Source organism: Cereibacter changlensis JA139 (genome assembly GCF_003034985.1).
Classification (GTDB): Bacteria; Pseudomonadota; Alphaproteobacteria; order Rhodobacterales; family Rhodobacteraceae; genus Cereibacter; species Cereibacter changlensis.
In genome coordinates, this window is the sequence record NZ_PZKG01000106.1 from 1 (window position 1) to 13,366 (window position 13,366).

At 67.7% G+C, this 13,366-nt stretch carries 14 protein-coding genes; 5 read left to right on the forward strand and 9 right to left on the reverse strand.

Annotated features, from left to right (window positions below; translation table 11 throughout):
* Positions 1–124: TOBE domain-containing protein (locus tag C5F48_RS17510; RefSeq protein ID WP_181247722.1), on the reverse strand; the 124-nt coding region annotated here is incomplete at its 3' end.
* Between the two features lie 247 nt (positions 125–371).
* On the opposite strand from C5F48_RS17510, the gene C5F48_RS17515 reads away from it, so the two are divergent.
* Positions 372–998 carry a DUF1007 family protein gene (locus C5F48_RS17515; protein ID WP_107665149.1) on the forward strand — a complete coding sequence of 209 codons (627 nt, stop codon included), beginning with the start codon at positions 372–374 and terminating at the stop codon, positions 996–998.
* On the forward strand, positions 989–1,897 hold the full coding sequence (locus C5F48_RS17520) for a nickel/cobalt transporter (protein ID WP_107665150.1): 909 nt from the start codon (positions 989–991) through the stop codon (positions 1,895–1,897). Before C5F48_RS17515 ends, C5F48_RS17520 begins: the two co-directional genes overlap by 10 nt.
* Before the next feature lie 32 nt (positions 1,898–1,929).
* Here the strand turns inward: C5F48_RS17520 and C5F48_RS17525 are convergent, their stop codons facing one another.
* From C5F48_RS17525 to C5F48_RS17545, 5 genes are all read right to left on the reverse strand, one after another.
* Positions 1,930–2,778 (reverse strand): dipeptide ABC transporter ATP-binding protein, encoded by an 849-nt coding sequence (locus C5F48_RS17525; RefSeq protein WP_107665151.1) that lies wholly within the window; start codon positions 2,776–2,778, stop codon positions 1,930–1,932.
* Positions 2,775–3,629 carry an ABC transporter ATP-binding protein gene (locus C5F48_RS17530; RefSeq protein WP_107665152.1) on the reverse strand — a complete coding sequence of 285 codons (855 nt, stop codon included), beginning with the start codon at positions 3,627–3,629 and terminating at the stop codon, positions 2,775–2,777. The genes C5F48_RS17525 and C5F48_RS17530 overlap by 4 nt, the downstream gene beginning before the upstream one ends.
* A 4-nt stretch (positions 3,630–3,633) precedes the next feature.
* Complete coding sequence (locus C5F48_RS17535) at positions 3,634–4,527, reverse strand: ABC transporter permease subunit (protein ID WP_107665153.1); 894 nt, start codon at positions 4,525–4,527, stop codon at positions 3,634–3,636.
* Between the two features lie 7 nt (positions 4,528–4,534).
* Positions 4,535–5,542 carry an ABC transporter permease subunit gene (locus tag C5F48_RS17540; RefSeq protein ID WP_107665154.1) on the reverse strand — a complete coding sequence of 336 codons (1,008 nt, stop codon included), beginning with the start codon at positions 5,540–5,542 and terminating at the stop codon, positions 4,535–4,537.
* 70 nt (positions 5,543–5,612) lie between these two features.
* Entirely contained in the window at positions 5,613–7,211 is a 1,599-nt protein-coding gene (locus C5F48_RS17545) for an ABC transporter substrate-binding protein (RefSeq protein WP_107665155.1), read from the reverse strand.
* 293 nt (positions 7,212–7,504) lie between these two features.
* Between C5F48_RS17545 and C5F48_RS17550 the strand changes: the two genes are divergently transcribed.
* The 3 genes from C5F48_RS17550 (at position 7,505) to C5F48_RS17560 (ending at position 11,008) form a co-directional block, all read left to right on the forward strand.
* Positions 7,505–8,458, forward strand: a complete 954-nt coding sequence (locus C5F48_RS17550; RefSeq protein ID WP_107665156.1) for a TAXI family TRAP transporter solute-binding subunit — start codon at positions 7,505–7,507, stop codon at positions 8,456–8,458.
* Positions 8,459–8,537: 79 nt separating this feature from the next.
* Positions 8,538–10,640: a TRAP transporter permease gene (locus C5F48_RS17555; RefSeq protein WP_107665157.1), complete on the forward strand. Its 2,103-nt coding sequence runs from the start codon at positions 8,538–8,540 to the stop codon at positions 10,638–10,640.
* Positions 10,637–11,008 carry a DUF1850 domain-containing protein gene (locus C5F48_RS17560; RefSeq protein WP_107665158.1) on the forward strand — a complete coding sequence of 124 codons (372 nt, stop codon included), beginning with the start codon at positions 10,637–10,639 and terminating at the stop codon, positions 11,006–11,008. The genes C5F48_RS17555 and C5F48_RS17560 overlap by 4 nt, the downstream gene beginning before the upstream one ends.
* Here C5F48_RS17560 and C5F48_RS17565 read toward each other — a convergent pair.
* From C5F48_RS17565 to C5F48_RS17570, 3 genes are all read right to left on the reverse strand, one after another.
* The gene (locus C5F48_RS17565) at positions 11,005–11,313 is read right to left on the reverse strand and encodes a DUF2934 domain-containing protein (protein ID WP_107665159.1); all 309 of its coding nucleotides are present in this window, start codon (positions 11,311–11,313) and stop codon (positions 11,005–11,007) included. The two genes, C5F48_RS17560 and C5F48_RS17565, sit on opposite strands and share 4 nt — an antisense overlap.
* A gap of 114 nt (positions 11,314–11,427) precedes the next feature.
* Entirely contained in the window at positions 11,428–11,607 is a 180-nt protein-coding gene (locus C5F48_RS24845) for a hypothetical protein (protein ID WP_146170630.1), read from the reverse strand.
* A gap of 52 nt (positions 11,608–11,659) precedes the next feature.
* Positions 11,660–13,366: FAD/NAD(P)-binding protein (locus C5F48_RS17570; RefSeq protein WP_219907810.1), on the reverse strand; the 1,707-nt coding region annotated here is incomplete at its 5' end.

Sequence of the window (13,366 nt, forward strand, 5' to 3'; positions counted from 1 at the left end):
CCTCGTTGGTGATCGAGGCGGTGACGAAGCTGCCGCCGAGGTCGATCTTCACATGGCTGGTGACGGCCCCGGCGGTGATCTCGACGACCTTGCCGGTGAGGATGTTGCGGGCGCTCAGTCTCATTGATGTTCCCTTTTGCGAAGTTGCACGCAGTCGCGTGGCACCAGCCCATCACCGGCGCTGGCCCGCCGCAACCGCCCGCAACCGCTTCGCGACCATGGGTCGCGGCGCTTCCGCCGTCCCTGCGGGGACGATCCTTCGTCACGAGCCGGGCGCTCCGTTCGGCAGCGGCCTCGCGCATTGATGCCGGTCGCGCGGGGCTCGACAAGATTTGACTTGTCCCGCGCGCCGCACCCGGCATAACCGCCGCATGCTCCGCACCATCACCCTCGCTTCCGCCCTCGCGCTCTCCGCCGGTCCCGTCCTGGCGCATCCGCACGTCTTCGTCGACGCCAGCGCCGCTTTCGTCTTCGACGGCGACAGCCTCACCGAGCTGCGCATTACTTGGCTCTACGACGCCTTCACCACGCTGGTGCTCTACGACCAACTCGATCTGGATCATGACCGCGATGGCAAGCTCGATGCGCAGGATCTGGAGCGGGTGGCGCATGGCGAGACCGACTGGCCGCCGGAGTACGAGGGCGATACCTATCTCTGGGTGGGCGGGGTGAAGCAGCCGCTGGGTCGCCCGGCCAATGGCGTCGCGCGGATGGTCGGCGACCGGGTGGAGGTGAGCTTCGACCTGCCGCTGGCCGAGGCCCGCGCCACCGAGGGGCTGCGCGCCAGCCTGAAGCTCTACGACCCGGCCTATTACTATGCCTACACGGTGGTCGGCGCCGCGGCCGACCGTTGCGAGGCGCAGGTGATTCCGTTCCAGCCCGACGCCGCCGAGCGGGCACTGCAGGAAGAGTTGAACGCGCTGTCGCAGGAAGAGATGCCCGAGGACCCGATGATCGGCGCCCGTTTCGCCGACGGGATCGCCCTCACATGCGACTGACGCTGGTCCTGCTGGCGATCCTCGTCGGGGCCGTGGCGCTGCTGCTCGTCGGCGGGCCGCAGGCGACGGCGCTGGCGCATTGGGCGGCGGAGCGGCAGCGCGGCTTCCAGAATGCGATGGCCGGCAGTCTTCAGGCGCTGAAGGCGGGCGACCCGTGGGCGCTGGCGACGCTGTGCTTCCTTTCGGCGAGCTACGGCTTCGTCCATGCGCTCGGGCCGGGGCATGGCAAGGTGCTGCTTGGCGGGGCGGCGCTGGCAGGCGGGGCAGGGCTCTGGCGGATGCTTTGGCTCAGCCTCGTCTCGGCGCTGGCGCAATCGCTGACGGCGATCCTCTTGGTCGTGGTGGGGGTGAAGCTCTTGGCGCTGACCTCGACCGAGGCCATCGGCCTGACCGAGGATTGGCTGGCCCCGGCGAGCTATGTCGCCGTGGCGCTGATCGGGGGGATGCTGGCCTTTCGCGGCGGACGTGCCCTGCTGCGCCAGCTCGACGCCAAGCGCGAGGCGCATGCGCATCACCATCACCACGGTGAGGACTGCGGCTGCGGTCACAGCCTCGGCCCGACGCCTGCCGCGGTGGCCGCGCTGACCTCGAAGCGCGAGATGGCGGGGCTGATCGCCAGCATCGCGCTGCGGCCCTGCACCGGGGCGCTGTTCCTGCTGGTCATCGCCTGGCGCTTCGACATCGCGGCAAGCGGCATGCTGGCCGTTCTGGCGATGGGTCTCGGGACGGCGCTGTTCAACGGGCTGGTGGTCGGTGGCGGCGTCGGGCTGCGCCAACTTGCCCGGGTCGCGGGCGGTGCGGCAGCGGGCCGGATGCAGACGGTCTCGGCGGCGCTGCAGCTGGTGACCGGCGGGGCGATCATGGCGCTTATGCTGGCGATGATCCTCGGCCGCGGCTGAGGCGGCGGCCCCCGGAAGGGGCCGCCCGAAGCTCAGGCCACCTGTACGCCGAGCCCGGCAGCGCGACGACGCTCCACCCGGGCGCGGATGGCGGCGAGGTCGGTCACCGGGGTCGCGGCGAACAGCGTCCGGGTATACTCGTGCTGCGGATTGCCGAAGACGGCGTCGCGGCTGCCGTATTCCACCACCTCGCCCTTGTACATCACCATCACCTCGTCGGCGATGTAGCGCACCACCGACAGGTCGTGACTGATGAAGACATAGGTCAGGTTGAACTCTTCCTGCAGATCGGCCAGCAGGTTCAGCACCTGCGCCTGCACCGAGAGGTCCAGTGCCGAGACCGGTTCGTCCAGCACCAGAAGCCGCGGGTTCACCATCAGCGCCCGGGCGATGGCAAGACGCTGGCGCTGCCCGCCCGAGAACATGTGCGGATAGCGGCTGAAATGCTCGGGCAGAAGCCCGACCTTGGTCAGCATCGCCATGGCCTTCTCGCGCCGCTCGGCTGCCGTGTCACTGGTGTTCAGCAGCAGGGGCTCCATCAGCATGTCCCCGACCTTCTGCCGCGGGTTCAGCGAGCCATACGGGTTCTGGAACACGATCTGCACCTTCTGGCGCATCTCCGAGGGCAGCCGCTCCACGCCGATGTCGATCGGCTGGCCGTCGATCAGCAGCTCGCCGCCCGTTGCCGGGTCGATCAGCGTGATGATCCGGGCGAGGGTGGACTTGCCGCAGCCGCTTTCGCCGACGACGGCGAGGGTCTTGCCCTGCTCCACCGAGAAGCTGATGCCGTTCAGGGCGCGGACATTCTGCGCCTTGCGGAACAGCCCGCCGGTGACGCTGTAGTCGCGGATCAGGCCGCGGGCCTCGAGAACCGGGGTCATCGCGCGCCCTCCGTCTGCAGCGAGGCGGTGTCGACAAAATCCGACACTGTCGGCAGGCGGTCGCCGGTCGCAAGCTCCGGCAGGGCCGAGAGCAGCGCCTTGGTATAGCTGTGCGACGGGTTGTCGAACAGCGTCACCACATCGGCCTCTTCCATCTTGCGCCCCTTGTACATCACCGCCACACGGTCGGCGGTCTCGGCCACCACACCCATGTCATGGGTGATCATGATCATGCCCATGCCGGTTTCTTCCTGCAGCGACATCAGCAGATCGAGGATCTGCTTCTGAATGGTCACATCCAGCGCCGTCGTCGGCTCGTCCGCGATCAGCAGCTTCGGCTTGCAGGCGATGGCGATGGCGATCATCACCCGTTGGCACTGCCCGCCCGACATCTGGTGCGGATAGGAGTCGAGGCGCTTCTCGGGGTCGGGGATGCCCACGGCGCCGAACAGCTCCACCGCGCGCTTGCGGCAGTCGGCGCGGTTGAGGCCCAGATGGCTGCGCAGCACCTCCTCGATCTGGTAGCCCACCGTGAAGCAGGGGTTGAGCGAGGCGATCGGTTCCTGAAAGATCATCGAGATGTCGCGCCCGATGATCTTGCGCCGCTCGGTGTCGGGCATGGTCAGCAGGTCACGCCCGTTGAAGGTCATCACGTCGGCGGTGATCTTGGCGGTCTTGGGCAGCAGCCCCATCGAGGCCAGCATCGCCACCGACTTGCCCGAGCCGCTTTCGCCCACCACGGCCAGAACCTCGCGTTCCTGCACCGAAAGGTCGATGCCCTTCACCGCGTGGAAGAGGCCGGTCGAGGTTTCGAAGCTGACCGTGAGATTGCGGATTTCCAGAAGCGCCATCGGCTCAGCTCCGCTTCAGTTTGGGGTCGAGCGCATCGCGCAGACCGTCGCCGACGAGGTTGATCGCCAGCACCGTAACCAGGATCGCAAGGCCGGGGAAGGTGACGACCCACCAGGCCCGCAGGATGAACTCGCGCGCTTCGGCCAGCATGGTGCCCCATTCCGGCGTCGGTGGCTGCGCCCCCATGCCGAGAAAGCCCAGGGCCGCCGCGTCGAGCACCGCGTTGGAGAAGGACAGCGTGCCCTGCACGATCAGCGGGGCAAGGCAGTTCGGCAGGATGGTCTTGAACATCAGCCGCAGGCGACCGGCGCCCGCAACCCGTGCGGCCATCACATATTCCTTGTTGCGCTCGGTCATCACCGCCGCCCGGGTCAGGCGCGCGAAATGCGGCTGCAGCACGATGGCGATGGCGATCATCGCGTTCATCAGCCCCGGCCCGAGGATCGCCACCATGACCAGCGCCAGCAGCAGCGACGGGAAGGCGAGGATCACGTCCATCACCCGCATGATGACGGTATCGACCCAGCCGCCGAAGAAGCCGGCGATCAGCCCGAGGATGATGCCGCCGAACAGCGCGATGGTGACGACGACAATGCCGATCACCAGCGACTGCCGCGCGCCGAAGATCAGCCGCGAGAGGATGTCGCGCCCCACCGCATCGGTGCCGAGCAGGAAGCTGGACATGCCGCCCTCCTGCCAGACCGGCGGCACGAGGAAGGCGTCGCGGTTCTGCACCGTCGGGCTGTGCGGGGCCAGCAGCGGCGCGAAGATGGCGATGACCACCAGCGCCATGAAGACGCAAAGCCCGATCACCGCGCCGCGGTTCTCGCTGAAGTAGAACCAGAACTCGGAGAGCATCCGCCGGGTTTCGGAGGTCTGTTGCGTAGTCTCTGTCATGTCGACCTCACTTGTGACGGATGCGGGGATTGATGACGCCGTAGAGCAGGTCGACGATCAGGTTCACGATCATCACCACCCCCGCCATCAGCAGAAGACCGCCCTGCACCGACGGGTAGTCGCGGCGCGAGATGGAATCGATCATCCATTTGCCGATCCCGGGCCAGGAGAAGATGGTCTCGGTCAGGATCGCCCCGGCCATCAGCACGCCTATCTGCAGGCCGATGGTGGTGATCACCGGGATCAGCGCGTTGCGCAGCGCGTGGATGCCGACCACGCGGAACGGGCTCATCCCCTTGGCGCGGGCGGTGCGGACGTAGTCTTCGCTCAGCACCTCCAGCATGGCCGAGCGCGATTGCCGGGCGATCACCGCCATCGGGATCGTGGCCAGCACGATCGACGGCAGGATCAGGTGGCGCACCGCCGAGGTGAAGGCGCCGCTCTGGCCCGAGGCGAGCGAATCCCACAGCATGAAGCCGGTGCCGTTGGGGAAGAAATACAGCAGGTCGATCCGGCCGGAGACCGGAGTCCAGCCGAGGATGCCCGAGAAGAAGATGATGAGCAAAAGTCCCCACCAGAAGATCGGCATCGAATAGCCGACCAGCGCCGCGCCCATCGACACCTGGTCGAAGACGCTGCCGCGCTTGATGGCGGCGAAGACGCCGAGCGGGATGCCGACCAGCGTCGCGATCAGGATCGCGATCAGCCCCAGCTCGATCGTTGCGGGGAACAGGGTCAGGAACTCGTCCAGCACCGGCTTCTTGGTGCTGAGCGAGTTGCCGAAATCGCCCTGGAACAGGTTTCCGACGAATTCGAAATACTGCACCCAGATCGGCCGGTCATAGCCGAGCTGTTCGGTCAGTTGCGCGTGGCGTTCGGGCGAGATGCCGCGTTCCCCCGCCATCAGCAGCACGGGGTCACCGGGCAGCAGGCGGACGAAGCCGAAGGCGACGATGGTGATGCCGATGAAGGTCGGCACCAGATAGGCGAACCTGCCAAGGAGAAATCTTATCATCTCGATCCCGAATGAGGAGAGGCGCGCCGGGGGGACGTCCCCGACGCGCCTGCACGTTAGTGTAGCCTGTTTACTCGGCGATATCGACGCCGGTGAAGTTGTGGGTCCCGAGCGGGTCCATCACGTAGCCGGTGACCTTCTTCGACATCGGCATGAAGACGGTGGAGTGACCCAGCGTCGCCCAGGGGTTCTGATCCTTGAAGATCACCTGGGCCTCTTCATAGAGCTTGGTCCGCTCCGCCTGGTCCGAGGTCACCTTGGCCTTCTGGATCAGCGCGTCGAACTCCTCGTTGCACCACTGCGCACGGTTCGCGCCGCCGTCCCCGGTCGCGGCGCAGCCCAGGAGCACGGCGAGGAAGTTGTCCGGATCGCCGTTGTCGCCGGTCCAGCCGAGGATGACCGCGCCCTTGCGGGCCGGATCGGTCGACTTGGCCAGATACTCGCCCCACTCGTAGGACACGATCTCGACGTTGACGCCGATCTTGGAGAAATCCTCCTGCAGCATCTCGGCGGTGCGGCGGGCGTTGGGCATGTAGGGGCGCTGCACCGGCATGGCCCAGATTTCCATGCTCAGATCGCTGACGCCGGCATCGGCGAGCATCTGCTTGGCCGCTTCCGGATCGTAGGTCGTGTCGACCACGGCGTCGTTGTAGCTCCACATGGTCGGCGGGATCGGGTTCTTGGCCAGCTGGCCGGTGCCCTGGAACACCGCATCGACGATGGCCTGCTTGTTCATCGCCATGTTCAGCGCCTTGCGCACTTCGGGCTTGTCGAAGGGCGCGACGGTGGTGTTGTAGGCGAGGTAGGCCACGTTCAGACCGGCCTGCTCCATGACGGTCAGGTTTTCGTCGGCCTTCAGCGCTTCCAGATCGGCGGGCGCCGGGTAGGGCATGATGTGGCATTCGCCGGCCTGCAGCTTCTGCATGCGCACCGCCGGATCGGTGGTGATGGCGAAGACCAGATCGTCGATCTTCTCGCGGCCCTTCCAGTAGTCGTCATGCGCCTGATAGCGGATCACGGCGTCCTTCTGGTAGGCGACGAACTTGAACGGGCCCGTGCCGATCGGCGCGTTGTTCAGGTCTTCCATCGTGCCGGCGGCTTCCAGCTGGTCGGCGTATTCCTTCGACACGATCGAGGCGAAGCTCATCGCGAGGTTGGCGAGGAACGGGGCTTCGGGACGGGTCAGCACGAATTTCACCGTCAGGTCGTCGACCTTCTGGATTTCCTTGATGACCGCCGGCATTTCCATGCCGCTGTAATATTCGTAGCTGATCCCGGCGATGTACTGGTGCCACGGGCTCGACTCGTCGCCCTGGCGGTTGAACGAGAAGATCACGTCATCGGCGTTCATGTCGCGGGTCGGGGTGAAGTAGTCGGTGGTGTGGAATTTCACGCCCGGACGCAGCTTGAAGGTGTACTCCAGCCCGTCTTCCGACACTTCGTAGCTTTCGGCCAGCGAGGGAACGACATTGGTGGTGCCGAGGTCGAACTCGACCAGACGGTTGTAGACCGTCTTGCCCGAAGCATCGAGCGTGGTTCCGGCGGTGTAGGGCGCGGCGTCGAAGCCCTCGGGCGAACCTTCCGAGCAATACACCAGCGTCTTGGCCTGGGCGGCGGCGCCAGCCATCAGGGCCAGCGACGAGGCGGCCAGCAGATGTGCGAGTTTCATTCGTTTCCCTCCGTTTCTGTTGGAGATGCCGCGGGGATTCTTTCCTGTCGGCGTCTGGCGCGAATTGAAAGGTTTCGCTTCGCGGATTGCAAGGCGGATTATCCCTGCATGACGTAGCGCCCGACAGTCGAAATTTGCGTATCTGGCCGTTGACAGATTGACCGGGATGGCGGCTGCGACCGCCTGAGCGGGGGGCTGCGGCAAAATGGCAGGGTCCGGGCAGAAAGTGCTTTCTCTGAACCGCGGCCCGGTGCAGGCTTGCGGCCCATCGGCCTGCACTGGGAGGAAATTGCATGTCTCTGTCCGGAAAAATTGTTGCGTCCGCCGCGCTTGGCGCGGCCCTGCTTGCCGCGCCCGCGGTTCGCGCCCAGGAATTCATCAACGTCCTGACCGGCGGCACCTCGGGGGTCTACTACCCCCTGGGCGTGGCGCTGTCCGAGATCTACGTCGATGGCATCGAGGGTTCGCGCACCCAGGTGCAGGCCACCAAGGCCTCGGTCGAGAACCTGAACCTTCTGGCGCAGGGCAAGGGCGAGATCGCCATTTCGCTCGGCGACGCAGTGGCCTTGGCCTGGGAGGGCAACGCCGAGGCGGGCTTTCCGCAGCCGCTGACCAATCTGCGCGCCATCGCCGCGATCTATCCGAACTACATCCAGATCGTCGCCGAGACCAGTTCGGGCGCCACCACGCTGGCCGACCTGAAGGGCATGACGCTGTCGGTCGGAGCCCCGGCCTCGGGGACCGAGCTGAACGCCCGCACCATCCTCGACGCCGCCGGCATGAGCTATGACGACCTCGCCAAGGTCGAATACCTGCCCTTCGCCGAATCCGCCGAGCTAATCAAGAACCGCCAGATCCAGGCGACGCTGCAATCCGCCGGTCTCGGGGTCGCCTCGATCAAGGACCTCTCGGCCACGCACGAGATCACCGTGATCGGCATCCCGGCCGAGGTGGTGGAGAGGATCGGTGCGCCCTATGCCGCAGCGACGATCCCCGCCGGCACCTACACCGGGCAGGAGGCCGATGTGCCGACCGCCTCGGTCGGCAACATCCTCGTCACCAGCGAGGCGGTCAGCGAGGAGACGGCCTATCAGATGACCAAGCTGATCTTCGACAATCTCGAGCGGCTGAAGTCGGCCCATGCCGCCGCCGGCAACATCACGCTGGAAGGCGCGCTGGAGGGGCTGTCGATCCCGCTGCACCCGGGCGCCGAGCGCTACTACCGCGAAGCCGGCCTCATCCAGTGACCATTTCGGCGGGGCCGGGGAAATCCCGCGGCCCCGCCGCCGCCGCCACAGGCGGCGCACAGACCCTGGGAGGGGCAGCATGACCGAACCGCAGCGGATCGAGGTGATCGCGCAAACCGCCGAAGAGGCGATCGAGGGCTTGCCTGCCGGCTTCGGCGAGGGGCTCGGCGGGCGCATCGCCTTCTGGATCGCGGTGACCTTCTCGGCTTTCCAGATCTGGGCCGCCGCCTATGGCACGCTGCCGAGCCAGATCATCCGCTCGATGCATGTCGGCTTCCTGCTGCTCCTCGGCTTCGCGCTGGTCGCCAACCTGCTGGCGAAACGCGCGGCGACCAAGGCGCTGTTCTGGGCGCTGGCGCTGCTCGGCTTTTCCACCGGGCTCTACAACTGGGTGTTCTACGCCGACATCATCCGCCGCTCGGGCTTCCTGACCACGGCGGACATCGTCGTCGGCACGCTGCTTCTAGTGCTGGTCTTCGACCTGTCGCGCCGGCTGATGGGCTGGGCGCTGGCGACCATCGCTGGGATCTTCCTTGCCTATTGCTTCTTCGGCCAGCACCTGCCCGGACCGCTGGTGCATCGCGGCTATGACTTCGTGCAGATCATCGAGCATTTCTCCTTCGGCACCGAAGGCATCTACGGCACGCCGATCTATGTCTCGGCGGCCTACATCTTCATCTTCGTCGTCTTCGCCGCCTTCCTCGAACGCGCCGGGATGCTGAAGCTGTTCAACGACTTCGCGCTCGGCCTCGTCGGCGGCTGGCGCGGCGGGCCGGCGCAGGTCTGCATCTTGTCCTCGGCGCTGATGGGCACGATCTCCGGCTCGGGCGTCGCCAATGTGGTGGCCAGCGGCCAGTTCACCATCCCGCTGATGAAGCGCTTCGGCTTCCGCTCCTCCTTCGCCGGCGGGGTGGAGGCGACCTCGTCGATGGGCGGGCAGATCATGCCGCCGGTGATGGGAGCGGTGGCCTTCATCATGGCCGAGACGCTGAACGTGCCCTATGCGTCAGTGGTGCAGGCGGCGATCCTGCCGGCGATCCTCTACTTCGGCGTCTGCTTCTGGATGGTCTATCTGGAGGCCGGCAAGGCCGGGCTGAAGGGAATGGACAAAGCCGGCCTGCCGAACCCGTGGCGGGCGGTGAAGGAGCAATGGCCCTTGGTGCTGCCCTTGGTGGCGCTGGTCTGGCTGCTCTTCGCCGGCTTCACCCCGATCTTCGCCGGCACCATGGGCCTCGCACTCGTCGTCGTGCTGATCCTCGGCGCGCCGCTGGCGGCGCTGATCGGGCCCTTCGTATTCCGCCTCCTGTTCTGGATCGTGCTGGGCCTCGCCGCTGCCTCCTTCATCCGCTTCGGTGTCGATCTTCTGGCGCTGGTCATCGCTCTGCTGGTCCTCGCCTGCGCCGTCTTCAAGGGCGGGCGCGAGACGCTGCTGATCGTGCGCGACGCCTTGGCCGAGGGGGCGCGCAACGCGCTGCCGGTGGGCATCGCCTGCGCCATCGTCGGGGTGATCATCGGCACGCTGACCCTGACCGGCATCGCCTCGACCTTCATCGGCGCGATCATCGCCATCGGCGAGAACAACCTGTTCCTCTCGCTCCTGCTGACCATGCTGGTCTGCCTCGTGCTCGGCATGGGGATCCCCACCATCCCGAACTACATCATCACCTCCTCGCTCGCCGGTCCGGCGCTGATGGAGCTGGGTGTGCCGCTGCTGGTCAGCCACATGTTCGTCTTCTACTTCGGCATCATGGCCGACCTGACGCCGCCCGTGGCGCTGGCCTGCTTCGCCGCGGCGCCTATGGCAAAGACCTCGGGGCTGAAGATCTCGCTGCAGGCGTCGAAACTGGCGGTGGCGGGCTTTGTCGTGCCCTTCATGGCGGTCTATACCCCGGCGCTGATGCTGCAGGACGCCGGGCCGATCGCGGCGACCTTCGGTTATCCGGTCGAGGTGGTCTACATCTTCACCAAGGCCTGTCTCGCCATCGGCCTCTGGGGCGTCGCGGTGGTCGGCTACGGTCTCGGCCATGCGTTGTGGTGGGAGCGGGCGCTGGCCATGCTGGCCGGGGCGACGCTGGTGGCCGCGCTGCCGCTGACCGACGAGATCGGCTTTGCGCTGGCGGCGCTGGTCATCGGCCTGCACTGGGTCCGGATGCGCCGGCGCGGCAGGGAAGGGCTGGCGTGAGCCTCTGCGTCGCCGCGGCCGGATCGGTTCTGGCGCTGGCGGTCACCGGCTTCGAGCTCAGCTGGACCCATTCGGTGACCCGCGGCCTCTGGTGGGAGCGCTGGGAGGTGACCGAGGACGGGCTACGCCCGGTCGAGGCGCGGATCGAAGGCAGCGGCGCCGGGATGGAGGTGCCGGAGGGCGCGCGCCTCTCGGACGGGGTCTGGCGCTACACGCCGACCCTGCCGCCGCAGCGCGAGGTGTTCCTTGCCGCCTCGGGCGCGACCGGCGGCGGCTGGACGCTCTGCGCCGCGGGCCGCTGTCTGGAACTGGGGGCTGAGGCCGGCCCGCCCGCCCGGCTCTGGCAGGCGGAGGATTGCGGCGGTTAGCCCGCCGGCTTGGCCTTCGGCTTGCGCGGCGCGCGCGGGGCCTTCTCCGCCGGTTCCGCCGCCGGTTCCGCCGGCTTGCGCTTCGGGGCGGGGTCGGCGCCAGCGGCTTTCGCGGCGCGCGGCTTCTTCGCGGCCTTGGGCGCGGCCTCGGCCGTCTCAGTGGCGCCATCCTCGGCGCCGCCCTCCTCCGCGGCAATCGCCTCGGCGGCCCGATGCCAGTGCTCCTCGTCGCGGCCGTGCGGCCTGCCTTCCTGCTCCCAGATCTCGTGGGCCCTCTTGGCAATCAGGTCGTCGCGCTTGGTCATTCTGATCCCTCCATGGATGCGCCCGGACGTCGGGTCTTTCGCACCAACGCCAAAGCTGCCCGAAAGTGCCATCGGAAAAGCGCTCTGCGGCGAAAAGCGCGGGCGGCGGCCGGCTCAGTAGCGCAGGATCGCCGAGATCACTAGACCGGAGAACAGCAGCAGCAGGAGCAGCGCGCCGGCGGAGGTCCGGAAGATCTCGCCCCAGAGGCGGCGGGCCGGACGGGCGACAAGCCTGCGCCAGCGGGAGGGCGGGCGCGCGGGAGCGAGCTCCGGCAACAATGAGCGGCGGTTCATGCGATTATCCAGAGGCAAAGGTGTTCGAATACAAAGACTTGATCCGAAACGCCTAGCACCCGGCGCAGCCATTGGAAGCTGTCCATTCGGACAGTCGGCGGGATACCTCTCCCGGCTGCCCCCGCCGCCCCTCAGCGCGCGGCGACCGCGCTCTGAGGGGCGCCTCCTCCACCGGTGGCAGGATCGAGCGCGCGACCAGCGTGCCGATCTCGGCCGCCGCGGTGATGCCCTGGATGAAGGGCCGGCGGCGCATCAGGAAGGGCAGGGCGGCGAGGCGGATCTCGGCCGCGTCCCGCTCCGGGATCTGCAGGCGGAACTGCGGGTCGACGGCGATCTCGCGGCCCTTCGGGTCGGCGTCCTGCGCCAGCTGGCGGCGCAGCCCGGGGAAGGGCAGGGCGGCGAGGTCGAGTGGTCGCTGGCCGCGGGCGTCGATGAACAGGTCGAAGCGCCGGTCGCCGCCCGCCCCCGATACCGCGACGCCGGAGCCGCGCTCGTCCAGATCATAGTCGCGGCCCAGCCGCAGCACCTCGACCACCCCCGCCGCGTGCAGCGCCAGGAGCCGGCTCACCGAACTGGGCGGGATCGCCGCGTAATTGTCGACGAAGACCGTCTTCAGCCCTCCGTCGAACCGGCCGAGGTCCGCCTCGTCCAGCATTGGGATCATCCGGTCGAAGACCTCGTGCATCCTGAGGATGGCGTAGCGCCAGGCCACCGTGCGTTTCGCCGCATGGTTCTCCAGCACCTCGGCCAGGTTGTGCGCCGCGTGGTCGAAGGGCTCCACCCCGGAACGCCCGGCGAAATAGGCGGCGGAGAAGCTGTCGGCGGTCAGGTCGTCGAGACCGATGCCTGCGGCATAGTCCGGGTCCGCCGCCGCCAGCTGCGCGGCGAAGAGCGCGAAGAGCCGGTCCAGCAGGCCCTGCGGCCCCCGCGCCGCTTCGGTCTTCGCCGCTTCCTCGGTGCAGATCTGCAGCGGCTCGTAGGGCAGCGGGCAGTAGAAATCCGCCTCCGGCAGGATGCCGCTGCGCGACATCAGGGTGATCCGCGGGATCGCCGCCGGGTCATGCGGCTCGTAGACCACCGCCGCCCCCTCGCTGCCGCCGCTGAACCGGCCGTGCTGCAGGGCGATCGACATCGCCGCGTCGATGGCGCTGAGCGAGGTGCCCAGCACGCCGATCCGCGCCGCCGGGATCTCGGCCTCGGGCAGGCCGGTCCAGGGGCTGAGGTAATAGGTCGGCGTGTTCTGCGCCTCGTCGGGCCAGACATGGCCGGTGGCGAGGATCACCCGGTCGTGGAACAACGGCTCCGGCTCGGCCCCGTCGGTCGAGGCCAGGAGCCGCAGCCCCTCGGGCAGCGCCTCGATGTCCACCACCCGGCAGCGCTCGCGCAGCGCGATCTGATGCCCGGCGGCGCAGCCACGCTCCAAGAGCCGCTCGAACTGGTCGCGGAAGTAGCCGCCCAGCAGCAGGCGGGGCAGGAACTGCCGGTCGTGCAGCGTCTCGGGATCGACGCCGTAGATCCGCAGGAAGGCGCCGGGCTGGCGGTGCAGCCAGTCGAGATAGGTCTCGGTCAGCGGCGGGATCTCGATGCTGGCGATATTGGCCAGCATGGCGATATGCGTGGCGTCCGGGCTGTAGGGCATGCCGACCCCGCCGAGCGGCGCGGCCTCGTAGATGGTCAGCAGCATGGGGTCGGGCTGTTCGACCAGCGTGGCCAGCGTGTAGAGCCGGTGGGACCAGAGCCGACCAGAGCGATGTTCAAC